This window comes from Microvirga massiliensis, from assembly GCF_001006805.1.
Classification (GTDB): Bacteria; Pseudomonadota; Alphaproteobacteria; order Rhizobiales; family Beijerinckiaceae; genus Microvirga; species Microvirga massiliensis.
Genome location: NZ_LN811353.1, coordinates 198440 through 222757, shown reverse-complemented (window position 1 = coordinate 222757; position 24318 = coordinate 198440). Strand labels below are relative to the sequence as shown.

The following is a 24318-nucleotide window of genomic DNA, read 5'->3' as shown; positions in this document are numbered from 1 at the left end:
ATGATCATCGCCCCTCGCCTGTACTCTCCCGTCTCTTGGGCGAAACATCTCCCCATTCACGCCACACCGTGAGGAGCGCCGCCATGATCACCGGGCCGATGAAGAGGCCGACGAGCCCCAGGCTCTCCAGCCCACCGATGATCCCGAGCAGCGCCCAGAAGAATGGCAGACGGGCGGCCCCGCCGATGATGGCGGGTTGTACGAGGTTATCTCCGATCAGCATCACGGAGGAACCGAACGCAAAGAGGCAGGCGGGGACCACGACGCTGCCCGTTGTGGCCAGCAAGGTGAGCGAGGCAGCGCTGAACGCAATCCAGGCGCCGAAGGGCACCAGAGCGAACAGGATGGTCAGAAACCCGAAGAGAACCGCATGCGGGACTCCGGTGATCACATAGGCAGCGCCGATCAGGAGACCTTCTCCGAAAGCAACCACGATCGTTCCGTTGAAAGTTCCTCGTACGGCTTCGACGATCTTCTCGGCAAGACGTTCACCGGGATCTCCGAGCCAGCCGTTTGCCAGGACCAGTAACCGCTCTCCAACCCATTCGCCGTCGCGCAGAAGGAAAAAGAGCGCGATCAGCGTCAGAATCATGAGAAAGAACCGGTGGAGAACCTGCCCTCCGACCGAACTCGTCCAAGCGGCAATGCTCTCCTGGTCGAGACCCCTGAAGAGATCGGCAACTCCGCGCGGGTTGCTCAGGTGAAGCCGCCACCATGCGTCGGCGTACGAGCCAAGGACCGGCAAGCGAACGACCCAGCCCGGAACCGGAACGCCACTCTGCTGAGCCTGCTGGATCCATTGCAGGACGACAGACCCATCCCGGCTCACCTCGACGAGGGCGAGATACATCACGCTGAAGAGAACCGCCCCGGCGAGAAGAGTGAATAGGAACGATGCGAGCGTGCCGTATTGCTCCCCGAACAGATCGCGAAAGCGGCGATACAACGGCCATGTACTGACGGCCAAAACCATGGCCCATGCCAGCACGACCAGAATGCCGAACGTCATCCACAATGCGACAAGGGCGAGCCCTCCGGCAAAGACGATCCGCGCGACGTGACGTGGCCGGGTGCGGTATGAGACGGGCTCATCCATGCCTTGTCCTCTTGGCCCCAATGCCTCCAACTTCTCACCCACCCTTGCGTTGCTGCCAAGCTGCGGACATGGGCTCGCGAATGCTTTGGCACGTCTTGCAAAGCAGGACGGCGGGTCCTGGATCGGCTAGGCTATCATTGGCAGGGGCGAGCCCGTTTTGAAGCGGCCGCTCCAGACCAGGGTCACGATGGAGGGATCTCCCATGAGCCGAAGCGCAGGCCTGCTCGTCCTTCTCGGGCTGATCCTGACGAGTCAGCTGCGCGCGCAGGAAGCCGGCGACGTTCGCTCCGGGCAGGCTCTGGCGCGCAGGGTCTGTGCGGCATGTCATGCCGTGACGAACGGGCAGACGAACTCGCCCGATCCGAATGCTCCGAGCTTCGAGCAATTGGCGCACGTACCCGGGATGACAGCGCTCGCCTTGACAGTAGCCTTGCAGACCTCGCATACGACCATGCCGAACCTCATGCTGTCGCCCGACGAGCTTCGGGACGTGACTGCCTACATCACGAGCCTGCGCGAGAGTCCTTGATCGGGCTAACGCTGGAAGTCCCTTCAGGACCGCCATGCAGGCTTCGCGGGACGACTTCCTCAGCCGTGAACCGACGTGCGACCGAACTTGCATCCCGCATAGGCCGGGAATTTCACAGCTTATCTGATCGGGACCACCTGGTCGGCGTGCAGCTTGCGAAATTCTATGCCGGACTGCGTGACGGCGATCCCACAGCGATGCCCCCGTGCGAAGTTCTCGAGCCGGGCGCGCGCCACGTCGTTGGCGCCGAAAACGCGGAGGTAATCGGCTTGGTTGATCTCCCACCGATCGCCCGGGGAAAGGCGATCGAGTTTGGACTCCAGTTCTGGCAGGGTCATGGGCCGGAGCATGTCATCCTCTCGAGGGAACAGGGCTTAAACTGCACCACGGGCATAAATTGCACTTTCCGATGTTTTCACCACTAGGGCTTTGCGCAAAATCAAGGACGCCCCACGGCTCTTGGATCCGAATGATCATTCACGCGGAGTTCGGCTTCACGTCTCCGAGACCTTGGACTTTCCGCCCTCATGGCCCGCCAAGACATGCCGTTTTCTTTTGCCGACCGCCTCATCAGTGGGCCTGGTCTGCCGGCCCGCACGAAGGCAGTGGTCGCCGAAAGCGACTTCTGGACACTGCCCAACGGGGATCTGCTCCTACGGCTCGATGCGCGCGAAGACGGTCTGAATTCCGAGGAGGCCGGCTCGCGCCTGCAGCGCTACGGGCCCAATCTGACCACGACGACGCGGCATCGTCACGTGCTCGCGCGGGTTGGCCGGCGCCTCGTCGAGCCCTTGGTCGCCATTCTCCTCGTGGCCGCCGTCGTGTCGGGCCTGACCGGTGACTGGCCGAGCTTCTTCATCATCCTGATCATCGTCGCCCTGTCGATCACCCTCGACGTGTTTCAGGAGCATCGCGCCGAGACGGCCGCCGACGCCCTCAGGCGCTCCGTGGCCGTCAGAGCAGACGTACATCGGGACGGGAAGGCGGTGTCGCTTCCCGTGGAAGCGCTCGTTCCGGGTGACGTTGTCGAACTCAAGGCGGGCGATCTCGTGCCGGCCGATGGCGTGGTGCTGGCGAGCCGGTCCGCCCATGCGAACGAAGCCCTGCTGACCGGTGAGCCCTATGCCGTGGAGAAACGGCCCGGACCCTGCGCGACCGAGACCGCAGCCGATGCGTTCAATGCCCTGTTCGGCGGCACCTCGATCGTGAGCGGCGAAGCCACGATGCTGGTCGTCGCCACGGGCGCGGCGACGCGTTTCGGCGGCATTGCGGCAGCTCTTCAATCCAACGAACCGCCGAGTGCGTTCGAGCGTGGCATCCATCGCTTCGGAATCCTCATTCTGCGGCTCACCGGTTTCCTCGTCCTTTTCGTGCTCCTGACCCAGCTCGTGTTCGGGCGGCCAGCGCTGGTGTCGTTCCTGTTCGCCCAGGCGCTCGCCGTCGGGCTCACCCCGGAACTCCTGCCCATGGTCATGACGGTGACCCTCTCGCGCGGCGCGATCCGCATGGCGGACCGCAAGGTCATCGTGAAGAAGCTGTCGGCCATTCATGACCTTGGCGCCATGGATGTCCTGTGCACGGACAAGACGGGAACGCTGACGGAGGCCCGCATCACCCTCGTCGCCCATCCCGGCCCGGACGGCGCCGACTGCGAACGCGTGATCGAGTTGGCCGCGGTGAACAGTCGCTTCGAAACCGGCGTCCGCAGCCCCCTCGACGATGCCATCCTGGCCCACACGGCAGACCATCCGCTCCCGGGCTGGATCAAGCTCGACGAGGTGCCGTTCGATTTCGAGCGTCGCCGCGTCTCGGTTCTGGCGGAGCGGGACAGCGAACGGCTGGCGATCGTGAAAGGCGCGCCCGAGGAGATTCTCGCCCGGTGTACCGAGGCCGAGATGGATGGCGGCTCCGTCCGGCCGCTCGATCCGGCGCTCCGGGAAAGCCTCGAAGCCTTGCATGCGACGCGCACGGCGGGCGGTTTCCGGCTGCTTGGCGTTGCTTGGAAGCAGATTCCGCCGGACCGCGGGACACTCGATCCCGCCGACGAGGGCGATCTCGTCTTTGCCGGCTATTGCGTGTTCCTGGATCCACCCAAACCTTCTGCGGCGGATGCCGTCGCGCGGCTCGGCGGCGCCGGAGTTCGGGTCAAGATCATATCGGGAGATTCGGAGCCTGCCGTACGCCACCTGATCGAGGTTCTCCGGCTTCCCGCCACGGGAGTCCTCACTGGCGCGCAAATCAATGCGCTCACCGATCCCGCGCTCGCGGCACGGGTGGACGGGGTCGACCTGTTCGCACGCGTATCGCCGGACCAGAAGGCCCGGATCGTACGGGCCTTGCAGGCCCGCGGGCATATCGTGGGATTTCTGGGAGACGGCATCAATGACGCACCGGCGATCCGTGCCGCCGATGTCGGGCTCTCGGTGGACGGGGCCACCGACGTCGCGCGCGAGGCTGCGGACATGATTCTCCTCGAGCACGACCTCGGTGTCCTGCATCACGGCATGGAGGAGGGTCGGCGCACCTACGCGAACATCATCAAATACGTCCGCATGGGGACGAGCTCGAATTTCGGCAACATGCTGTCCATGGCGGCGGCCTCGTTGTTCCTGCCCTTTCTGCCGCTGACCCCGGTGCAGGTTCTGGCGAACAACCTGATCTATGATCTCTCCGAGACGGGGATTCCGTTCGACGCGGTCGATCCCGAGGAAATCGTCGCGCCTCATGCGTGGGACATGCGCGAGGTGCTGCGTTTCACTCTCGTCATGGGTTCGCTGTCCACGATATTCGATCTCGCAACCTTCGCGCTCCTGCGCCTGTGGTTCGATGTCGGAGTGGAAGCGTTCCGTACGGCTTGGTTCGTCGAGTCCATGGCAACGCAGATTCTGGTGATTTTCGTCATCCGAACGGCAGGACCCGCTTGGATGAGCCGTGCCCATCCAGTGCTCGCTTTTACCTCGCTCGCAGCCCTCGGCGCCGCGCTCATCCTGGCCTTGACGCCTCTCGGTGACGTTCTCGGGTTCGTTCCGCTGACATTCGGCGTGAGCATGGGCGTGCTGGGTCTCGTGGTCGCTTATCTGGTCTCCGCGGAGTTCGTGAAGCGCTATGCCGCAGAGCAACGGACTCTCTCGCCGTGATCGCGTCGCTGCTCCCCTTGTAAGACACGGGTTTCGCAGGCCGGGAGCGAAGCGACGAAAGCCGACGGGGGAATCGGGTGCCGGATCGGCAGAGCCGCCGCGGATCGATGCTATTGGCTGCTGAGAGCGGCGCTGCCGATCGATGACGTGTCGACGGCTTCGGCCTGACGATCACGTCGCTCGTGCTGGCATCCCGAGCCTCCTTCCTGAAGGAGCGCCACCGAAAAGGCAGCTTTCGCGGATCTGATGTCGACCAGGATCAGTTTCAGCCAATCTCGAAGCCCAGAACGGCACGAACGCGAGAGGTGTCCCGACCCGATGATCGAGTTTCCCGCCTTGCTTGGCGACATTGGCGGCACCTTTGCGCGCTTCGCGGTCCTGCTTGAGCCGGGAGCACCTGTCCAGCTCCTCGCCAAGGGCTTGACCACAGCCCATGCCGATCCGACCTCAGCCATCCTCGCGGCCCTGCAGCACCACTCCGGGGCGCGGCCGGTCTCGGCCTTGCTGGCCCTGGCCGGGCGCATCTCCGGGCCGGTCGTGCACCTGACGAACGCGGCCTGGACGCTCGATGCCGGGCAGATCGGCCGGGACCTCGGCCTCGAGCACGTGATTCTCCTGAACGACTACGTCGGAACCGCGGCAGGCCTGACAGTCCTCGATCCGGCCACGGACCTGATGCGGATTGGTCCCGCTCCCGCCTGCGCAGGACCGCAGGTCGTGCTTGGTCCCGGGACGGGCCTCGGGGCCGCAGCGCTCGTCCCCTACGGGTTGCAATGCGTGCTCCACGCGACCGAGGCCGGCCACATGGATTTCGGGGCGCGGCACGAAGGCGAGATGAAGCTGTGGCCTCTGGTTGAGCATCCGGGAGGCCGGGTAAGTGCAGAAACGTTGCTGTGCGGAAGCGGTCTCGTTCGGCTCTACCGGGCTCTGGCCCGATCACGCAGCCTGCATCCGAAGCTTGCAAGCCCTGCTGACGTCGTGACGGCTGGTCGCGACGGGGGCAACGAATTGGCGGCCGATACGCTGGACCTCTTCGCCGGCCTGCTCGGCCGCTTCGCGGGTGACCTAGCCCTGGTGTTTGGCGCAGCCGGCGGGGTCTTCATCACCGGCGGCATTGCGCAGAGGATCGGCGGGCTACTCGATGCGGGGGCGTTCCGAACCGAGTTCGAGCGAAAGTTTCCCTTCGAGACCGTCATGGAGCGGACGCCGACCATTCTGATCACCCACGCCGAGCCCGCTCTCGAAGGCCTTGCCGCCGTTGCGACCCATCCACACCGGTTCATCCGGCAGGAAGCGCGCTGGAGCCGATCGTCAACTTAGCATTCGGTGATCATGCCACAGTGGCTTCCCGCAAAGTGCGCGGCGGGAATGCACCGATGCCAGACCAAACACACGCGCCCCGTCAATGGGCCAGGAGGCAGCATTTCGGGGAGTTCCGCAGGAGATCGCGGGTGACGCCGCCGAACACCCATTCCCGCAGCCGCGTGTGGCCATAGGCGCCCGCCACGATGAGATCGGCCCCGTGCTGCTCGGCCACGAGGAGAAGCTCGCCGGCCGCCGAGGCTTCGCGCTGCGTGCGCACCTCCCCGCGCGCCTTGACGGCATGACGCTCGAGGTGACGCACCACATCCCGGACGCGATCCGTGGCGTCGTCGAGCGCCGCCTCGGCCGCAACCTCGACAACATGAACCTCCTCGGCGGCACGCAGGAACGGAGAAGCGTCCCAGAGCGCGCGCCGGGCCTCGCGGGCATCCTTCCAGCCCACCAGAACGTGGTCGGCGGAGAGCCGTTGCGCGCCGGAGGGCACGACGAGCACGGGCCGGCCGGCGGCCATCACCATCTCGCCCGGATCGAGCGCGCGGTAGCTGCCGGCGCGCAGCCGCTCGAGATCGCGTCCGATGACGAGGAGATCCGCCGCCCGGGCTTCGCGGGCCAGCACCTCGACGGGCCGGCCCACGGCCGCGCGCCAGTCGGTCTCGAGATCCTGTACCCCCGGATGGGCGCGGAACCTCTGCTCGGCCGCCTCGAGGTCGGCCTGGATCTGCTCGTCCTCGGCGACCATGATGTCGCCCACCAGGAGGGCGCCGCCCATGCCGTCCACCGGTGGTGGGCGCACGGCCTCGGCCGCGACGCCGATCAGCGCCGCATCGAAGCGATCGGCCAGAGCAACCGCGAGAGCGAGACGCGCGTCGGACGAGGTGCTGCCATTCTCGACATGAACCAGAAGCGACCCATAGCTCATCAACCCCTCCCGTGCCGCCAGAAGCTCTAGCGCTTCACCTGAGGTAGCCGAGTGGAATTTACTTTACCTCGTCAGCTCCCGCCAGGATTGCGGCAAGTCAATGATCGCGAAGGATGGCGCGATCGAGCGCGCAAATGCACCAGCAGCCTCGGCCATCTGTCCGTCACGCTTCATCAGGAAGATGCGAATGTGACGACCTCCGTCACGGGGCGCCGTGATGCGGGTGGGACGTCAGGGCCGTAGCCCAGCCGCAGGAGCACCTGAGGCACGTCATGGCGCCCGAACGCTACGGCGACGCGCCTCCGCAGGCTGGGGATTTCGACCGGCGGGTTCAGATAGGAGGAGGAGACGCCGGCCCGCGTCGCCGTGAGGAGCACGCGCTGGAGCGCCTGCCCTGCCGCGAGCCAGTCTCTCGGGCTGTCCTGAGGGGCCGTCAGCAAGACCACGGCCGGTGCGCCTGCGGTGCGAGCCTGCTGGTGGGCCGCTGCCGCCTCGGCGCTCGTGAACGTCCGCGCGACCGAGGCTGCGAGCGGCACGAACAGGTCCTCCGCCGTCGCGCGCGGATCCGGTGTGGATCCTCCCAGCCCGAGCCGCACCGCGGCCTCATTATCATGCCCGCGTGCTTCGCCGATTCGCTGCTGGATCCAGGCCGACAGCTCGTTGCGATAGGCCCCATCGGCCAGATGAAGGCGCTCCGCCTCGGCTACCAGCTCGGCAACCTGGCTCTTGCTGTGCGCATCCCCGGCCCGCGATAGGTCGGCCCCTTCACGGGCCGCGGCCTCGGACAGCTCGTCCAGGAGCTCTTCGGGCAAAGGACGCTCGGCGAAGGGGCGCCGGACCGTGCGCCGCTTCGGAATGGCATCTCGGAGGTTCCGATCGAGATCCGACGGCGTTTTTGCCGGTTCGAGTGTCACCACTGCGAGGAGATCGGCATCCTTTTCATTCGGACGAATTCTCACATCCGCACGATGTCCGAAGCTTCGCATCGCGGTGCACAGATTGAAGAGCGCGGCCCCGCAGCTGAGCAGAAGCTCACGCCCGTCCGGATCGACGATGGGCAGCCTTCGCCCGCGATCGGCGTGGAGTTCGACGGCACCGTCTCTCACCACGAATTTCCAGGGCTGCGTGTTCAGGACGGAGGGCGCCAGAACCGCATAGTTGAGCAGAAAGGCGAGCTTCTCCTCGGCGCTGCCCGCTTCCGGGTAAGCGGCTGCACTGATCTGCCACGGATCGCCAAGAAGCAGAGCATCGAGAGCAGACATGGTGCGCTCCTCTTCACGTACGAATCGAGAGGGCCGAGCTGAACCTCACGGAAGACCCGAACGATCGACCTTTTGCAGCTTCCTCATGCGAAGTTCGAGCAAGCGCTCGATTCTCAACGAATCCGATCCGCCAGGAGCATCAGGACGCCGTTGCGCCTATTGGCCGTCGTCATCCGGGTCGAACCAGCCGCCCATGCCTCGGCCGCTGCCCTGCCCCATCATGCTGCGATGCTCGTCCTGGCTATCCGAGTCGAACCGCCCGCCCATCATCCCTCGCCAGCCACGGCCCATCATGCCACGCGGCCCCATGTCTCTCACGAGGATTCGCAGCCGCCGCTTCTGGGCATCGTCGAGCGTCGCATAGAGGGGAGCGGCCGCATCGGCGAGCTTGCGCATCGCGTCCGAGCCTTGCGCCATCCGGTCGGCTGCGTTGCGGAGCCTCTCGATCGGATCGTCGGCACGATCGCGCATCGCCTGCATGTGGGAGACGTGCAGCCGGGCCGCATTCCGGATCGCTTCCTCGACCGGCGGCCACAGCTTCTCCTGATCCGCCGAGAGCTTCAGCCCCGCATGAAGAGCGGCGATGCGCGCGTCCATGAACGCCTGGGCGTCCTCGACCCACCGGCCGCCCATCATCCCCGTGTCGGACCGACCCATCATGGGTCCGCGCATCCGCTCACCGCGCATCATGTCCTGGCTCGCCACCCCGGTCGCCCCGGCGGCCAGGAGAGCGCTCCCCAGAATGGATCCGATGATCAACCGACGCATGGTTTCCTCCTCGTTGCGATATCGGAACACCTGGCCTTGTATTCTCTATCGATCTCGATCGTCATTGCCTTGGATCAAGTTCTTGCAGGCCATCGCGCCTCACAGCGTCGCATCCGAGTTTGGCTGATGAAGGGCGGATCGATCATCGAGCCCGTCGTGGTGCCTGCCCTTTCGAGATCGCTCGTTTGAGGCAGGTCAATGTCCTTGCGGCTATCGCCTCGCATATTGCATCAGTGGTATGGAAACCAGAGCAATTGGCGCTGTCATCGGCAGGAGCAATGCTGCTGCATGATCCTTTTGCTTTCATCTGCGTCAGAGCGCACAGGGACTCATGAGACATATCCGTTCTGAACCACGAGCGCACGGGGGCGGCACGCCTGCGGCCGGCAGGAGGAAGGGGTCGGAAGGCACGGAAATTTCACTAGCATCGCTTCAGGAGCAGTTCCATGCCGCCGGGCGAGCGCTCCTGGAGCAGTACGAACATCCTGCGATCGAGAATTCCATCGCCGCATTCTCCGCACTCCGGCTCACCAAGCATGAGATCCTGGACCTCATTCAGGAAGCCGGTCAGAACGCCGCGCTCAAAATATTCGAGCGGCACCTGGTCCGCTCGACGAAGAGAGCCAGTTGATCACAGGCGATGTCTCGAGATCGTCCTGGTCCGAGCCCCTGCACCCACCGGCACATGCAGGGATCATCGTAAGCTGGCGCCGAGGCGCATCGCATTCCACCGCTCGGTTCAACGCCGGCTCATCTACACGAAGGCCAACACGTCGGTGGTGCAAGGCCGCTATCCCGGCGTAACACCTCGACGTCGGTCCGGTCTTATACTGACAGCTTCGCCATTCTCCGCATCCGACTACTCCGCGAAGGATAAGCCCGCGGGCAGACGGCGCGTTGATCGAGACTACAATCTTCTTCAGTTGTTGCGAGTGGGGCTATTCAGACGACGGTGCCGATTCCTGGATTGCTTCGCCTGCGGCTCGCCATGATGAAGTGAGGCCGGCATCACTCCGGTTCCGGCGGTGCTCTTCCCTCTCTCATGCCCTCACCGTCATTGCGAACGAAGTACAGCAATTCAGGCCGTCGCCTCAGAATGGATCGCGCCGTCTGCAACTCGCAAGGACGGAAATGGGCACCACCTCAGGTCACCGCTGGCTGCGAATATACGCGACCAGATCAGCAATCTCGCGCCGCGAGAGAGACATGTCGGGCATCCGCGGGTGGGAACTGGAGAGAAACGCCGTGAGGAGCGCCTCCGTCAGATCTTCGCTTCGGGCAATGGCCTGAAAACTGGGCACATCCGGCGAGCCGGTGGCCTGCCCGGGCGCAACCAGATGGCACGAGGCGCACCAGCGTTGCGCAATCTGTCGGCCGCTCCGGGCATCGCCGGCCGCATTTGCCTGCCCCGGGACGAGGAGGATGCAGGCCACGATGAGAGCGGACCCAACGAAACAGACATCCCGAACTCTCATCTCGTCCCTCTCCAACCCGAATCATCGCGTGGCCGCAGCGCCACCCGGAATTCCATATGGATCACCAAGGCAGGAGTCCAAGAAGTGCGTGACGGCTCCTGCGATGCCTTGCGACGTCTCGGGGCGAAGCCGAGGCCCCTCTCGGTTGTCGACTTGGAAAAACAAAGGTTAGAGCAGCGAGCCCTCATGAACCAACCTGCATGACGGGCGAGAGGGTAGCGCCGTTCCGTCGGCTGAATGGGTAACGTGTGCTCCTGGCAACTTGGCCTGTCCGACCTGCCCCTTTTGCCGGGCAGGGTCTTTTCGGCTCGCGCTCGGCTGCGCCCGTTCGCGCATCCTGCCGGATGAGCCACCTTCCATGTTCCAGCGCAACCGCACGGAGGCAGTCCGGATTCCGCTCGCCATCGGACAATCGCTGGATGGTGAATCGGCCAAGAGCTCCCGGAGCCGATCGGGAATTGTTCTGCCCAGTGTCGCCAAGACTGTCTCATGGACATCGGCAGCTATACGCAACGCATCTGCCTCGAGAGCGTCGACCGCGGCCCTCCGGACGTCAAGTGACCCGCGCCTAGTGGAGAGCATGGCCCGCCTCACCGGACTTCGGGGGCCGGCAGACCCTGATTTTCGCCATTCGGGAGCAAGCAGGTGCCGTGCCATGCGCGGCCACAAGGAAAGAGAATGCCTGAACCTGCACTGCGCAGCGCGCTGCCGGAAACGAATTGGTAACCACAGTCGCGCAGGTTGGCCGGACCAGGGCCCGCTTCCCCAGCGGAATGTCGCCCGACCAACGGTCTATTTCAGGAGACATCAATGGCGAATGCGAAGACGGCCAAGGCTTCGAGCAAGAAAGTCAATCCGGCCCTCATGAAGCCCCTCCAGCCGTCCAAGGAGCTGGCTGCCGTTGTGGGCTCCGACCCCTTGTCACGCCCGGACGTGGTCAGCCGAATGTGGGACTACATCAAGAAGAACAATCTCCAGAACCCGGAGAACAAGCGCGAGATCCTCGCCGACGACAAGCTCGAGCCGATCTTCGGGCAGAAGAAGGTCACCATGTTCGAGATGAACAAGCACCTCGCCCAACATCTCTCGTAGCTCGATCTCGATCTGATCGAGGATCAGGGCTTCTTGAGCCAACCCTGCGGAGCAGAGAAACGCTCGCGATCTCTCACGACAGCGAAAGAGCGCCCGCGATGGGCGCTCTCGACTTATGAATCTGATCGCAGGCGTAAGCCGTCAGGCCGCTTTGCGAGTGCGGCCACCGATCCGTTTCGGCTCACTGCCGATCTTCTGTGTCGCTTCGTTGGCGATCTCGATCGAGTGTTCGGCGATTTGACGGCTGACGTCGATCATGTACCGCCAGTTGTTGCGCATCAGTTCGCTTTGCACGGCAAAGAGGTCCTGGATCGACCGGCAGCGGACCAGTTCCGTCAGCCCTTCGATGTTCTTCTGGAACCCGTGCTGCGATAGGGTCAGCCACTCCCGTGATACGTCCTGCATGCCGCGCCCCAGCACGGTGCCGGTTTCCGCAAGGACTCCAAGGTTCTCGCTCGCCTGACGAGCCACGGCTTCGCTGTCCTCTCCGGCAAAGCCAAAGGCCCATGTGAAGCGATCCGTCACACGCCGTACCCCCTCGAGCCCCATCACGGCAGCCTCACGCGCCACACCCGCCGCTGCCTCCACCATGTCACGTCCGGCCTCAGTAGACTGATCGATCGCCTCGCTCGCGTTGTTCCGAGTATCTGCCATTGCTCGTTCCTCCTGAAGGTATCCCCCAGTCCTGAACAGCAAAGCTGCTGCCGCTCACGCGATCATCCGACTCGGTGTTAAAGCCCGCCAGTGCGTGCGATCCTTGTTTGGTGCTTGCTCGCCTGTGCGCCTGGAGGCAGCGGACCAACGTATCGGTCAGGATTCAGTTTCAGCGTGGCGGCTCGCCCGAGACTGTAAGAGGGAGCGCCACAAGGGCGCACAAGAGGATGGGAAAGTCGCCCGAGCTAATGGCTCGTGAGACGAGGACAGCGAGGAGGAAGACCGATCGACATCGACGAGATCAAGGGAAATGGCATGATGACCCCGAACCAAGTTCGATTTGTTGCCTGGATCGAGTTCGAGTTTCTCCGCCGAACGCTCGCTGTGCGACGGGGCGGCGCATCGTTGGACTGGGCTGGTACGGACCACCGAGTATCCTTCCCCGAGGTTCAGATCCGGGCAAAAGAGCTTGGACTGCAGGAGACGAGCGTTCAGCTTCGCGAATGGATCGACGGCCTGCGCGACTGGTCCCGGTGGCATGAAGCCATCAACCACATGGAAACGGAAAAACTGGAGCAGGAACTGAAGGAACGCGCCTCAGCTTCGAGGTAGACCCTGGAAATGCTCGACTGCTGCGCTTACCTGCAGAAGAAATTTCAGAAGGATACTTTCATGTTTGAGAAGAAAAGCACCTACACCCCTGCGGAAGCCAAGCGGGCGTACGATCAACTGGATCAGCTCGTCGCCAGGAAGACCCTGACTCCACGGCAGGCAGGGGCGCACCGCAGGCACATTGCCAGCCGGGTTCGGGTCGCATTGAAGCCCTCCTACACGCCACAGGCCGCCAGGCGCGCCAAAACGGAGATCGAGAAGCTCACCGAAGCTGGAACGATCACGATGAAGTCGGCGGCGGCCTATCGGGCGCACATCACCAAACGCACCCAGGCAGCCTAATCTGTCGTCACGGACAGATCCGCCGCCTGACAATGACGGGCTCACCCCAGCGATTGATGCGCCGGGTGACCACGACACGGCAGCGCGGCCCATAGGGCGGGCCGTAGTAGCGCCGACCGTAGTACGGCCCGGGAGGGCCATAGGGCCGACCATAGTAGGGCCGATAGTGCGGTGGGCCATAGCCCCACTGCGCCTGAGCAGGGGTCGCTGTGATCAGTGCGGCCCCGCCGAGCATGAGCGCCGCAAGGCCAGCTGGTAACAAGGCTTTCATCCGCGCTGCGACCTTCACCACCATCGGCGTCTCCTTCGCAACTGAATCCATGCCCCCATGATGAGGCGAGGATCGCACGCGCGGCTTGAACCGCTCCTGAACGGCATCTCCTCAGTGGCCATTGCGGCTCGCGCCGATCCCTCTTCACCTGTCGAGATCGTGGGGTGCGCTGCGGGCTCACGCGTGCCGGGAACGGCCTCGTTGGCGCCGAAGGTCGCACCCGCGTGATCGACCTCGCACATGGCGTGGAACTTAGCCGGATCTCCGGAGCGGCGCTGGTGTTTCGCCAAGGCCGCTGGATCGAACAGTCTCGGCAGGGATATCTCCGACTGAAGCGAGCCGCTCAGGCACAGACAGTCCGCTCGCAGGTCATCATCAGCGTGACGTATATGGCGGCACGACTGACCGCTTGCGCCGCGCAGATATCTGACTAAAGTCAGAGAATGGATCAGCACCAGATACAGCAGGTCCGTCGCTTCAACCGCATCGTCACCCAGCATGTCGGCGCGCTGGAGGACAGCTACCTCCATCGCGGTCGCCCATTGGGCGAGGCACGATTGCTCCACGAGGTGGGACCGGATGGCATCGACGTGCGGGTCTTGCGCGAGCGGCTCAAGCTCGACTCGGGTTACGTCAGCCGCTTGCTGCGCTCGCTCGAAGCACAGGGTCTCGTCCGGACACGCAGCCAGAGGGGCGACGCCCGGGTTCGGCGCGTCGTCCTGACGCCCAAAGGACGCGCCGAACGCGCGACCTATGACGCGCTGTCCGACGACCTCGCGATGTCGTTCCTGGAACCCCTCGATCCGGCCCAGCGCGACCGCTTGGTAAACGCCATGGCCGAGGTCGAATGCCTGCTTCGCGCAGGGACGGTGGAGGTGCGCTACGAAGCGCCGGACAGCGCGGCCGCGCGATCGTGCCTGGAGCAGTACTTCCAGGAACTGGCCGCGCGCTTCGAGGTCGGGTTCGACCCTTCGAGGAGCATCTCGGCCCGTGACGAGGAGATGACGCCCCCGGCAGGCTACTTCGTTGTCGCTTGGCTCGACGGCGGCCCAGTAGGGTGCGGGGCGCTCAAGGTCGGCGATGGGATCACGGGCGAGATCAAGCGGATGTGGACTGCGCCTTCCGCACGCGGGCTCGGGATTGCGCGCAAGGTGCTGCGCACGCTCGAGGCGAGGGCGCGTGAAGCCGGTCTCACGAAACTGCATCTCGAAACCAACCGCGCCCTGACCGAAGCTCAGGCTCTATACCATCAGGAGGGCTACCAGGAGGTCGCGCCCTTCAACACCGAGCCCTACGCCCATCACTGGTTCGAAAAGCGGTTGTGAGATGCCAGCGCGCGCAGAACACTCCCAATCCTCCCATGCGGGCGGTCCTCACACGCGCGGGCACGAACAATCCTGCACCTTCATTGCTCCGGTCAGAACAGCGGAAGATCTGGCGGCAGTGGTCATGCTGTTCAGAGCCTATGCGTCCTCTTTGGACGTTGATCTGTCGTATCAGAACTTCGAGGCGGAAATGGCGACCATGCCGGGCAAGTATGCTCCGCCAGCCGGCGAACTGCTGTTGGCTCGAACGTCCAACGGCACTCCGGTGGGGTGCATTGGGCTCCGCCCCATCGAGCCCTATGGCTGTTGCGAGATGAAACGCCTCTATGTTTCTCCGGATGGGCGAGGCTCCGGGATCGGGAAAAGGCTGGTCGAAGCCATTGTGCGAGAGGCCGAGCGGATCGGCTACCGCGAGATGAGGCTGGATACCCTGCCTTCCATGACGGAGGCCGTCGCGCTTTACCGGAAATCCGGGTTCGAGCCCATAGAGTCCTATTACGACACGCCCGTGATCGGCACGATCTTCATGCGCCGGGTTTTGGCGCGCTCATAGAGCATGTCAGGCAGAGGTCCGCTTCGCAAAATCATGGCTCAAGCAGCGCCCGTTCGAGGTCATCGACGCTTCCGGTTGCGATCACGCGCGCATGTCTCGTGATGGTCTCGACCGGCCAGTTCCACCAGCATAGTTCAAGGAGACGGGCGATGTCGGCTTCCGAATGCCGGAAGCGGATCACCCGCGCCGGATTGCCGCCGACCACCGCATAGGGCGGCACATCCGAAGCGACCACGCTCTTGACGGCAATCACCGCGCCATCTCCAACCTGAACGCCCGGCATGAGCGTCGCCTCGAAACCGATCCACACGTCATTGCCGATGACGATATCGCCTCTGTGCGGCCAGCGCTCGGGCATCGCATTCTCCCAGCCCGAACCGAAGATCGCGAAGGGATAGGAGGAGACCGTGTCGGTGAGGTGATTGCCCCCGTTCAGGATGAAGGTCGCACCAGAGGCGATGGAGCAGAAGCGACCAATGACGAGCCGATCCCCGATGAAGGGAAAGGCGTAGCGCACATTTTTTTCGAATCCGAGCGGGTCGTCGAAGTCGTGGTAACAGGTGTAGTCGCCAATCTCGATCTGCGGGTTCGTGACGACGTTCTTCAGAAACACCATCGAGGGCTGATCGGGGATCGGAAAGCGAGCACAAGGATCAGGGCCAACGGGCATCGAGGTCTCTCAGGAAATGGCGTTGGCGGCAACCATGATTGCCGTGTCACGAAAAGCCAATCTGCATCGTTCCCGCCATGTCGGACAGGCAAGGTTATTCTGACTTTCCAAGCCTGGGGTCCAAATCGAGCTTGGAGTGGCCCAGAGGTGGTCTCCAGCCGTTACGACCATCGAGGCGGCCGGCACGACAACGATCCCTCCCTGCGGGCGCATGCCAGGATGGGAATGCGTCAGGTCGCCGGGTTCGCGTACTACGGCAGCAGGTTCGCCATGCTGTCCTATGTCGGTCGAGGCGGCTCCTGCTCCTTCCTGTTTATCCCTGTTTGTCTTGTTCAAGCCTGCACGGATGATGGCTCATCGACGCTCTCAACCTTGGGATTCGGCTGGTGGACCTCGAAAGAACGTTCGCGACACGCCAGGGGTGAATGAGGTGCCGCTCCTCCGAAACGGAGGAAGCGAGGCGCAAACATAATCACTACTTCTTGGCTCGCCATGACAGTTCAAACATGGTATTTTCTGCACTACTACCAAGTAGCGTATCTAAGCCCGGCAAATTTAAGCCGCGCTGTTCCGACACGGAGCAGAGCAATATTATTGCGAACTTGCTGCTCTGCGGCTCAACACCGTCACAAGAGAGGTGAAGATAATACTCGGCATCGCGATTTCCTGATCGGCCTTGGGGCCGTCGCAGTTGAAGCCATGTGCAGAGATAGTATCGGCCAAACCGAGCCGCGTGCACCTGCCGTCCTCTCTCAGGTGCTCGGCTCCTAAAGGACCAACCTCAGCCAGCTTTGAATCTCTTCAAAAGGAAGAGTCAAGAGTGAGTACTTAGCACTGCATCGAGTCGTTCCGGAAGGTGGCTGATCAGTAAGTCTTGGATCAAAGGAGAATCCGATGCGCAACGCAGTTCTACTCGTCAGCGTGAATTTCATCGGTATCGCCATTGGTGCTTTCGGCGTCAGCTATGTCGGTGCGCAGGAAAAACCTCCATCGGTCACGCGCACCGAACTCCTTCGTAAGTCGATCTCCGGCATTGAGGGAAAAGAAGAAGTGATGTTTGTCGCCGATGTGCCGCCCGGGGCCGTTGCGGGCCGCCATCTCCATCCTGGCGATGAACTCATCTACGTCCTGCAAGGGACAATGGTGTTCGAGCCCCACGGAGAGCAGCCTTTCCAATTGAAGGCAGGCGAAGCCACTTTCAATCCGGCCAAGCACATTCACAATGCCCGGAATGCAAGCTCGACTGAACCTGCCAAAGTTCTGAATTGTATGCTGGCGGAGGCGGGCCAACCTCTCGCGGTTGCTGCGCCTTAGCCCCTGAGCTATGCCCATAACTATGACGGTCGGCACACTCGCGGTTCCGCGTGGCACTACCGGCATAGACATTCTAGCGGCTCGAACAGTTACAAGGCTGTCCAGTGACCGAGTGCACGAGCCGCCCGAGGAAGCCGTGCGGCTCGAACTTATTCGACACGCGTTGCATCGCCGAGATGGAAGGAAATATGCTGGGATGGCTCTGGCCCCCAGAGCGAGTTTCCGTCCAACAGGTCTCCTATCTTTCGGCTGAACCGTCTAACTGCTGCAAACTCGACGGGACGGGGAAGGAGACCAATGCCGCTGTCATGGCTCGCCTATGCAGCGCCTTGGGTTGCCGAACGTATGACACACGGGCGTCTTGGTGGCGCTGCTGGAGCGTCTTGATGGCCTCCTTCTTGATAGCCTCAGGAGCCCCGCTCGTCGTAACAGTCTCAAGGTTCCTCTCGAAGACGCAGTCGATGTCCGCCAGTGCGGACAGAGTCGATTGCAAGCCTCAATCCTTGTCATTGCTCGGATAGAACTCCGCATCACCTGCGCCCCAGGTGCGGCGGCCCGCACGCCGTTCCAAATCTTCCACCTGCCGGAGAAGCTGCGTGGATAGTGCTGCCTCTCGCTGATAACCCTCATCACCGGGCTCGCTGCCCAAGCGCAGTTGCATGTCGTGCACTCTTGCCTGGAGGGCGCGCCTCAGGATAGCCAGTTGTTCCTTGTCTACCTCAAGCCGCATCGTGACACCCGTGAGTAGGCTAAGGTCGAGGCGTTTTGATCCTCGTATGCAGAACCGTATGTGGGTGACTCAAACCTCTCCGAGACAAAAGTCCTTGCCAAGTGCAACACGTGCCTCGTCGAGGCTCCGGTATACACCAACAAGCCTGCGGCTGACTCCGGTGACGCTGTAGCCGTAGCAGGCTATCACCGCGACGGCGGTCCCATTTCTCCCCTCCAGATCCATCGCCCGGACATGAAGCCGCCATCAGGAGCCTCAAAGAGGTTCTCGATTAGCTTGCCTCGGACGAGGTCCACCTCAGAGGCAGTAGGCTCTGCTCCAGCACCTCGGCGCGGTCGATCAATACGCGCTAACCTGTGCCAGGAACGGTGTCAGCACCTCCAGCGTGGCTTCTGGAGCCTCCTCCGAAAGGTAGTGCCCACAATCGAGCGCCTGCCCCTGCACATCATCGGCCCAAGCGCGCCAGACCTCCAGCACGTCATACCAGCGATCCATGTGTCCCTTTGCGCCCCAGAGCGCCAGCAGTGGACACCGGATGCGCTTTCCGGCCCTCCGGTCAGCCTCGTCGAGGTCGAAGTCGAAGGTTGCACCCGCACGATAGTCCTCGCACATGGCATGGATTGTCGCCAGGTCCGTATAGCAGCGCCGGTATTCCGCCATAGCCGCTGGATCGAACACGTCCCGGCCCCGGTGGAAATAAAACCCGTCCGGGTTCGCTCCGATCACGCGTTCAGGGAGATCGAAGGGCTGGGCCAGGAAGAACCAGTGCCAGTAGCCGAGGCCAAACGACATGTCGGCCCGACGAAACATCTCGCCGGTCGGAACGATATCGAGCACCGCGAGCCCCCGCACGCGCGCAGGGTGATCGAGAGCCATCCGATACGCCACCCGGCCACCCCGGTCGTGACCCACCACGGTGAACTGCTCAAACCCGAGGGATTGCATGACCTCGATCATGTCGCGGGCCATCGCCCGCTTCGAATAGGGCTCATGGTCGGCTGTGGTCGGCGGCTTCGAGCTATCGCCATAACCTCGCAGGTCAGCGCACACGACCGTGTAGTCCTTCGCGAGCACGGGGGCCGTGAGGTGCCACATGACATGCGTCTGCGGGTGCCCGTGCAGGAGCAGGACGGGAGGACCCGACCCACCATGGCGCAAGCAGATGCTGGCTTCGGAGGTCTCGATCAGATCGCGCTGAAAGCCATCAAACATCGGTTCGCCTTCATGTTCAGTTTTCTATCCAGCCATTACGATTGCGTGTAACCGCTCCCGGCTGCCGTCACGAAAGTGCAGCCCAGAGAAAGATCAGGGTTGCCGCGAACCCAAGCGCCGTGCGGTTTGCGTGCAACCTGCTCCAACGCTCGATCAGAGCACGCGTTGTCGGATCAGGCTCGGTGTCAGACATTTGCATGAGCGTGTTGTTGGCCGGCATGATCACGACCAGTGTGTAAGGCCAGTTTGTGATCAAGACGACTGCGCCGAGGAGCCAGCGCCAGTTTCCGGTTTGCGACCACGCCGCGATCCCGAGAAGGGAGCCGATGACGGCCAGAGACGCCTGCATCACGAACCCGCGTTTGTAGGCGAACTTCCACTCGATCAGGAGCGAGCGGTCGTCCAGGAGCAAGCGGGCGGGCTGCTCGGCGACGTTGATATAGACGGCGGCTCCGGCGAAGAGCGCGGCAACAATCAGGGCGAGCAGTCCAGCGAGCATGATCTCTCCGACCAGCGTATAGACTACATAGGGTGGTCAATGGCGGGACCATTTGGTTGGTTTCCGGCCTTTCCTCATGCCAGTGCCTGCCACCGCAGGTTCCGCATAGGGCCTCCAATCGAGAGAGCACTCCCTCAGACAGGCCGGAGCAAGTCGGAACACAGGTGGTAAGCCACCCGGCTGGCATGATGAAGCGGCTCTTGGCTTAAGCTGGCCGAGGGTGGAGGGAAAAATGTGACCTCCCGCACGGAAGCGCAGTCCAATCCTGCTTACGGTCGGATGACCCGATCCATTCCAGGCTTGTGGCAGAGGATTGATGCTGCAATGACTGGATGCACAGGAGTTTGAACGGGCGCGGAGCGTACCTGTCCCTGCAACCCTTCAGCCGCTATGGGGATGGGGCTCGGACTGGCGGCTGGCAATACCGTGATCAAAATCCGCTCTGGGCAGTAGACCCCAGAGAACCCCGCCATCGGCTCTGAGAGGTCTATGCACATAGGGAGGAAGGAATGCAGGTCGTCTCCAATCGCGTGCGTGCCGCTGCCAGGAGCTTTGCGCCTGTCGAGCGGTTCTATTTCCAGTCCCGATACGCGGCTCGGCGCAGTGAGCCGGGGATCAGCGATTTCACCTTCGGCAACCCTCACGAGATGCCGCTGGCCGGCTTGGTCGAGGCCGTCCGGCACCATGCGGTGCCCCACAACAAGGACTGGTTCGCCTACAAGACCAGCGAGGCCGAGCCGCAGGCATTCCTGGCGGATCGCCTCAGCCAGGAACTGGCGCTGCCCTTTGAGCCCGCCGACCTCGCTCTTACGACCGGCGGATTCGCCGCGATCAGCGTCGCGGTCCGCCTGCTCCTCGATGTGGGCGATGAGGCGGTCTTCTCGCTGCCAGGATGGTTCTGCTACGAACCGCTGTTGCATGCAGCGGACGCAATCCCCCGCAAAGTGACGCTGCGCCCCGGATCGTTCGACCTCGATCTCAGCGCCATAGAGGCCGCGATCTCGCCCTGGACCCGGCTCGTCATCATCAATACGCCGCACAACCCCACGGGACGCATCTACAGCCGCGATGAGATTGTCGCGCTGGCGGACCTCCTGGACCGAGCCTCGGATCGAATTGGGCGGCGCATCTTCCTCCTCTCGGACGAGCCCTACCGGCGCATTCGCTTCGACGGGCGAGAGTTCGTGAACCCGGCGGCGGTCTATCCCTGGACTGTGATCACCTACAGCTACGGCAAGGTTCTGCTCGCACCGGGCCAGCGTCTCGGCTACTTGGCCCTCTCGCCGCTTATGCCACGACCCGAGCGGCAGGCTCTTCAGGACAGCCTGTTCGCCGCCCAGATGGCGCTGGGCTGGTGCTTCCCCAATGCGGTCATGCAGTATGCCATTCCCGATCTGGAGGGGCTCAGCATCGACATGCACGCTCTCTCGGCCAAGCGGACTCGCATGATTGAGGCCCTGGCAAGAGTCGGGTACGAAGTGCTGCCGCCAGAGGGCACGTTCTACCTGTTCTGCAAGAGCCCTGGCGCTGACCCGGATCGCTTCTGGGATGCTTTGGCAGACCGGGATGTCTTCGTCATGCCGGGCCGTGTCATGGAGAGGCCCGATTACTTCCGCCTCAGCCTGACGGCATCCGACGCAATGATCGACCGCAGCCTGCCCATCTTTGCGGAAGTCGCTGACAGGATGCGGAAAGAGCCACAACCCGCGACGTGTAGAATAGGGCAGCACAGGCTGACCGGGTGAGATGGTCACGAGCCGCCGAGAGGGGCGGTGCTCTTCGATCTGCCGGTCCAGGCAAACGAGAATGGGCCTATCCGGCGAGTAGCGGACCATAGAGGATGCTAAGCATGCCGATAACAGCAAGGGTCGCACCGATGCTCGCTGGCAACGAGCCCTTTTCAACCTCGTGGCTCATGGCTCTCTCCCAACAGCGCCCCCCGCACGATCTCAGACTTAAGAAGTCTGTGTTGGGGTGCATCATGAAGCTTCCGGCATCGCATTCTGGGTCACTATAACGGCCGACCATGCCACGTCTGTGCTCACCAACACACGCGCCGCTGTGTGCGAACGCTCGACCATCTGCCGTGATCGTTACATGCCACGTCTGTGCTCACCAACACACGCGCCGCTGTGTGCGAACGCTCGACCATCTGCCGTGATCGTTACATGCGACTCTAAGCCGTCTCAGTAGCGGTGGTCCATCAGATGGCGGTGGCGATTCCGGTCCAGGTCCGTGAACCTCAGCTTGCACTTAGCGTCGTAATGGTCCGGCGGTTGCTTGCCGGGCGGGGTGCGCCAGGGACAGTCGAAGGCGATTCGATCCAAGACCTCGGTCAGCATGAACTCAGCGCCGAACTTCTCGGCAAGGTGGACAAGACGATAGCTCCCATGTCGATGAGGACAATGAGGGCATTCAACCCAGACCGTGACCTACGGGAAATCAGATAAGCGCTCGACGCCACGCATCGGATGGGCTGTCGTTGTGCGCGATTGCTGGGGCGGTCAGTTGGCGACGCCTTTGGATGGCCGAGAGATTCGTAGGTCCTGCAGCGAATCTCGGGCCCGCCCGAAAGCCCCTCGGGCATAGCCGCGAGAAATCAGTTGGACACCATTTGCCGTTCGCCGCTCCGCTTCCAGCAGGTCGGCCAGAGCATTGGAGATCGTCCAGCCGCAGAGCCCGGTCGCGATCCCCCTCCGCAGCCTGAGCGAGGGAAGGCGCATTCTAAAGCTGATCCTGACCCCGAGGACAGATTGGGATCAGAATTCGCAGATCTTGAGGCGACAGGGACATTCACCGTGGGACACACTCGATCACGCCAGGGCCAAGGAGGCCCTACCCAGCGTGCTGCGCGCCCCTGCACGGGGTAGCATGGGCAGCGCTGAGTGTGGCGGACCAACCGCATCCGGTGAGCGCCTAATACGTTGATATTCTAGGGAGATTTTGGCGCACCCGACACGATTCGAACGTGTGACCTTTGCCTTCGGAGGGCAACGCTCTATCCAGCTGAGCTACGGGTGCCTTGGCGAGGAGCCTGAGCCTCAATTAGCGGATACCGGGGCGTCCGGCAACACCCTTGGAGGGCAGTCTCCTAAGGCCAAGGTCGCCCGCTCGAATCGTGTCGGGTGCGTTGCGGCTGTGCCGCTGCGGCCCAACCTCTCTCAGGCCGATCCTGAAGCTTGGCTCGGCACTGATTCAACGGGGCTAGGTCTAGCTTAGCTGTAGGGGACCCACGGACAGCCTGATTCGAATACCGAGACGGGCTCACAGCCCCCCATTGGATTAGGAACCACTCTGGCGGGTATGCGATTGCCCGGCGATATCGCCCCTGATCGCCCGCACGAATGTCGACCGGGCGGATCTCACAGGGGAGGCCCCACCTCTTCCAAGAGCATGGTGATCTTGTGCCCATTTGGAGCGAGCCAGTAATACGGGTCGATCACATCGGCCTCCTCAGCGCACCCCGTCATCCTGCCGAGACGCACAGGGCGTGCGATGAGATCCAAGGAGCATGCTGCCATGATGCGTCTTCCATCAAAAGGCTGAGCAGATGTGCGAGCTCCTCGGCATGAGTGCGAACGTGCCAACTGATATCCGCTTTAGTTTTGCCGGCTTTTCTCGGCGAGGCGGCGAAACTGGCCCCCACCGCGACGGGTGGGGAATGGCATTCTACGAGGGGAAAGGCTGCCGTAGCTTCCATGACCCACAGCCAAGCGCCCGATCAGACATCGCCCGCCTCTTGCGCGAATACCCGATCAAGAGCCGGATTGTGATTGCTCATGTCCGGCGCGCAAACCGAGGCCGAGTGGCGCTCGAGAACACACATCCATTCTCGCGAGAGCTCTGGGGTCGAAGCTGGACCTTCGCCCACAACGGCCAGCTGAAGGGTATCAAGCGCTGGCCTCTCAATTATTTTCAACCGATCGGCACAACCGACAGCGAGCATGCGTTCTGCTGGATCCTGGATCAGCTGCGCACGCGATGGCGCACTCTTCCAACTCCGAGGCACCTCGATTTCTTTCTCCGCGAACTTTGCTCCCGCCTAAATGAGCTCGGCGTGTTCAATATGCTCCTAAGCGACAGCCGCACTCTCTACTGTCACTGCAGCAAGCGCCTTTGCTATCTCACGAGGTGTGCTCCATTCGGAGCTGCGACCCTTATCGACGAGGATTGGCGCGTTGACTTTGCCCAGGAGACCCTACCGACTGACGTTGTGACTGTCGTTGCAACGCGACCACTCACACGGGACGAAGTTTGGACCGAGGTGCAGCCTGGCAGCTTTCTCGTGTTGCGTGAAGGGAAGGTCCAGAACCCGTCAACAGATGGTCTTCCATCGATCGATGTTCCCATAGCTGAAGCTGCGCCGAACGTCCCCTGAACTGCCACCTTCGAGGCTGGCTTGCGCCACCACAGATGCCATAATCATATCAGCCTGTGCATCCGGGGAGGGAGAGCTGAGCCAGGCCGCCTACCGCGATTTCGTAATCGCGATCGTGCGCAAGCCCGAGAACCAGCCGGACTTTTGGGTGCTGCCG

Annotated in this window: 26 protein-coding genes and 1 tRNA gene; 12 read left to right on the top strand and 15 right to left on the bottom strand. The window is 62.9% G+C overall.

The window, feature by feature from the left end:
* Positions 1-4: 4 nt before the first annotated feature.
* Positions 5-1096 carry an AI-2E family transporter gene (locus BN1233_RS13655; protein WP_046864133.1) on the bottom strand — a complete coding sequence of 364 codons (1092 nt, stop codon included), beginning with the start codon at positions 1094-1096 and terminating at the stop codon, positions 5-7.
* Between the two features lie 202 nt (positions 1097-1298).
* Between BN1233_RS13655 and BN1233_RS13650 the strand changes: the two genes are divergently transcribed.
* Positions 1299-1625: a c-type cytochrome gene (locus BN1233_RS13650; RefSeq protein WP_046864132.1), complete on the top strand. Its 327-nt coding sequence runs from the start codon at positions 1299-1301 to the stop codon at positions 1623-1625.
* A 119-nt stretch (positions 1626-1744) separates the two neighbouring features.
* Here the strand turns inward: BN1233_RS13650 and BN1233_RS13645 are convergent, their stop codons facing one another.
* The gene (locus tag BN1233_RS13645; RefSeq protein ID WP_046864131.1) at positions 1745-1975 is read right to left on the bottom strand and encodes a hypothetical protein; all 231 of its coding nucleotides are present in this window, start codon (positions 1973-1975) and stop codon (positions 1745-1747) included.
* A 177-nt stretch (positions 1976-2152) separates the two neighbouring features.
* On the opposite strand from BN1233_RS13645, the gene mgtA reads away from it, so the two are divergent.
* Positions 2153-4762 carry a magnesium-translocating P-type ATPase gene (gene mgtA / locus BN1233_RS13640; RefSeq protein WP_244470898.1) on the top strand — a complete coding sequence of 870 codons (2610 nt, stop codon included), beginning with the start codon at positions 2153-2155 and terminating at the stop codon, positions 4760-4762.
* Positions 4763-5080: 318 nt separating this feature from the next.
* Positions 5081-6082 carry a glucokinase gene (locus BN1233_RS13635; RefSeq protein ID WP_046864130.1) on the top strand — a complete coding sequence of 334 codons (1002 nt, stop codon included), beginning with the start codon at positions 5081-5083 and terminating at the stop codon, positions 6080-6082.
* An 82-nt stretch (positions 6083-6164) separates the two neighbouring features.
* On the opposite strand, the gene BN1233_RS13630 is transcribed toward BN1233_RS13635, so the two are convergent.
* The 5 genes from BN1233_RS13630 to BN1233_RS13610 form a co-directional block, all read right to left on the bottom strand.
* Positions 6165-7004: a universal stress protein gene (locus BN1233_RS13630; protein ID WP_046864129.1), complete on the bottom strand. Its 840-nt coding sequence runs from the start codon at positions 7002-7004 to the stop codon at positions 6165-6167.
* A 173-nt stretch (positions 7005-7177) separates the two neighbouring features.
* Positions 7178-8266 (bottom strand): Acg family FMN-binding oxidoreductase, encoded by a 1089-nt coding sequence (locus tag BN1233_RS13625; RefSeq protein WP_048709146.1) that lies wholly within the window; start codon positions 8264-8266, stop codon positions 7178-7180.
* A 156-nt stretch (positions 8267-8422) separates the two neighbouring features.
* Complete coding sequence (locus tag BN1233_RS13620; RefSeq protein ID WP_046864128.1) at positions 8423-9034, bottom strand: Spy/CpxP family protein refolding chaperone; 612 nt, start codon at positions 9032-9034, stop codon at positions 8423-8425.
* A 421-nt stretch (positions 9035-9455) separates the two neighbouring features.
* A complete protein-coding gene (locus tag BN1233_RS13615) occupies positions 9456-9635 on the bottom strand; it encodes a hypothetical protein (RefSeq protein ID WP_046864127.1) in 180 nt (59 codons plus the stop codon).
* 547 nt (positions 9636-10182) lie between these two features.
* Positions 10183-10509 carry a c-type cytochrome gene (locus tag BN1233_RS13610; RefSeq protein WP_046864126.1) on the bottom strand — a complete coding sequence of 109 codons (327 nt, stop codon included), beginning with the start codon at positions 10507-10509 and terminating at the stop codon, positions 10183-10185.
* Positions 10510-11319: 810 nt separating this feature from the next.
* Between BN1233_RS13610 and BN1233_RS13605 the strand changes: the two genes are divergently transcribed.
* Positions 11320-11601, top strand: a complete 282-nt coding sequence (locus BN1233_RS13605; protein ID WP_046864125.1) for an SWIB/MDM2 domain-containing protein — start codon at positions 11320-11322, stop codon at positions 11599-11601.
* A 141-nt stretch (positions 11602-11742) separates the two neighbouring features.
* On the opposite strand, the gene BN1233_RS13600 is transcribed toward BN1233_RS13605, so the two are convergent.
* Entirely contained in the window at positions 11743-12255 is a 513-nt protein-coding gene (locus tag BN1233_RS13600; RefSeq protein WP_048709144.1) for a phasin family protein, read from the bottom strand.
* A gap of 315 nt (positions 12256-12570) precedes the next feature.
* Between BN1233_RS13600 and BN1233_RS13595 the strand changes: the two genes are divergently transcribed.
* Positions 12571-12867, top strand: a complete 297-nt coding sequence (locus BN1233_RS13595; protein WP_147707226.1) for a hypothetical protein — start codon at positions 12571-12573, stop codon at positions 12865-12867.
* Positions 12868-12927: 60 nt separating this feature from the next.
* Positions 12928-13209: a hypothetical protein gene (locus BN1233_RS13590; RefSeq protein ID WP_147707224.1), complete on the top strand. Its 282-nt coding sequence runs from the start codon at positions 12928-12930 to the stop codon at positions 13207-13209.
* Between the two features lie 7 nt (positions 13210-13216).
* Here BN1233_RS13590 and BN1233_RS13585 read toward each other — a convergent pair whose 3' ends face one another.
* Positions 13217-13504, bottom strand: coding sequence for a hypothetical protein (locus BN1233_RS13585; protein WP_046864122.1), 288 nt, complete (start codon positions 13502-13504; stop codon positions 13217-13219).
* Between the two features lie 140 nt (positions 13505-13644).
* On the opposite strand from BN1233_RS13585, the gene BN1233_RS13580 reads away from it, so the two are divergent.
* The 3 genes from BN1233_RS13580 to BN1233_RS13570 are packed head-to-tail and all read left to right on the top strand — an operon-like array spanning position 13645 to position 15358.
* Complete coding sequence (locus tag BN1233_RS13580) at positions 13645-13914, top strand: hypothetical protein (protein WP_046864121.1); 270 nt, start codon at positions 13645-13647, stop codon at positions 13912-13914.
* A 9-nt stretch (positions 13915-13923) separates the two neighbouring features.
* Complete coding sequence (locus BN1233_RS13575) at positions 13924-14805, top strand: bifunctional helix-turn-helix transcriptional regulator/GNAT family N-acetyltransferase (RefSeq protein WP_046864120.1); 882 nt, start codon at positions 13924-13926, stop codon at positions 14803-14805.
* A gap of 1 nt (position 14806) precedes the next feature.
* The gene (locus BN1233_RS13570; protein WP_082145446.1) at positions 14807-15358 is read left to right on the top strand and encodes a GNAT family N-acetyltransferase; all 552 of its coding nucleotides are present in this window, start codon (positions 14807-14809) and stop codon (positions 15356-15358) included.
* Positions 15359-15389: 31 nt separating this feature from the next.
* On the opposite strand, the gene BN1233_RS13565 is transcribed toward BN1233_RS13570, so the two are convergent.
* Positions 15390-16028, bottom strand: coding sequence for a CatB-related O-acetyltransferase (locus BN1233_RS13565; protein WP_046864119.1), 639 nt, complete (start codon positions 16026-16028; stop codon positions 15390-15392).
* A gap of 894 nt (positions 16029-16922) precedes the next feature.
* Here BN1233_RS13565 and BN1233_RS13560 point away from each other — a divergent pair.
* Positions 16923-17342 carry a cupin domain-containing protein gene (locus BN1233_RS13560; protein ID WP_048709142.1) on the top strand — a complete coding sequence of 140 codons (420 nt, stop codon included), beginning with the start codon at positions 16923-16925 and terminating at the stop codon, positions 17340-17342.
* Between the two features lie 496 nt (positions 17343-17838).
* On the opposite strand, the gene BN1233_RS13550 is transcribed toward BN1233_RS13560, so the two are convergent.
* The 3 genes from BN1233_RS13550 to BN1233_RS13540 form a co-directional block, all read right to left on the bottom strand.
* Complete coding sequence (locus BN1233_RS13550) at positions 17839-18003, bottom strand: hypothetical protein (RefSeq protein WP_154678265.1); 165 nt, start codon at positions 18001-18003, stop codon at positions 17839-17841.
* A gap of 408 nt (positions 18004-18411) precedes the next feature.
* Complete coding sequence (locus tag BN1233_RS13545; RefSeq protein ID WP_046864116.1) at positions 18412-19284, bottom strand: alpha/beta fold hydrolase; 873 nt, start codon at positions 19282-19284, stop codon at positions 18412-18414.
* 67 nt (positions 19285-19351) lie between these two features.
* Complete coding sequence (locus tag BN1233_RS13540; RefSeq protein ID WP_046864115.1) at positions 19352-19783, bottom strand: anthrone oxygenase family protein; 432 nt, start codon at positions 19781-19783, stop codon at positions 19352-19354.
* Positions 19784-20292: 509 nt separating this feature from the next.
* On the opposite strand from BN1233_RS13540, the gene BN1233_RS13535 reads away from it, so the two are divergent.
* A complete protein-coding gene (locus BN1233_RS13535; RefSeq protein ID WP_046864114.1) occupies positions 20293-21528 on the top strand; it encodes an aminotransferase class I/II-fold pyridoxal phosphate-dependent enzyme in 1236 nt (411 codons plus the stop codon).
* Between the two features lie 1199 nt (positions 21529-22727).
* Here the strand turns inward: BN1233_RS13535 and BN1233_RS13525 are convergent.
* Positions 22728-22804 (bottom strand) — tRNA-Arg (locus BN1233_RS13525).
* A gap of 341 nt (positions 22805-23145) precedes the next feature.
* Complete coding sequence (locus BN1233_RS46875) at positions 23146-23304, bottom strand: thioredoxin domain-containing protein (RefSeq protein ID WP_154678264.1); 159 nt, start codon at positions 23302-23304, stop codon at positions 23146-23148.
* Between the two features lie 29 nt (positions 23305-23333).
* On the opposite strand from BN1233_RS46875, the gene BN1233_RS13520 reads away from it, so the two are divergent.
* Positions 23334-24161 (top strand): class II glutamine amidotransferase, encoded by an 828-nt coding sequence (locus BN1233_RS13520; protein WP_046864112.1) that lies wholly within the window; start codon positions 23334-23336, stop codon positions 24159-24161.
* The last annotated feature ends 157 nt before the right edge of the window (positions 24162-24318 follow it).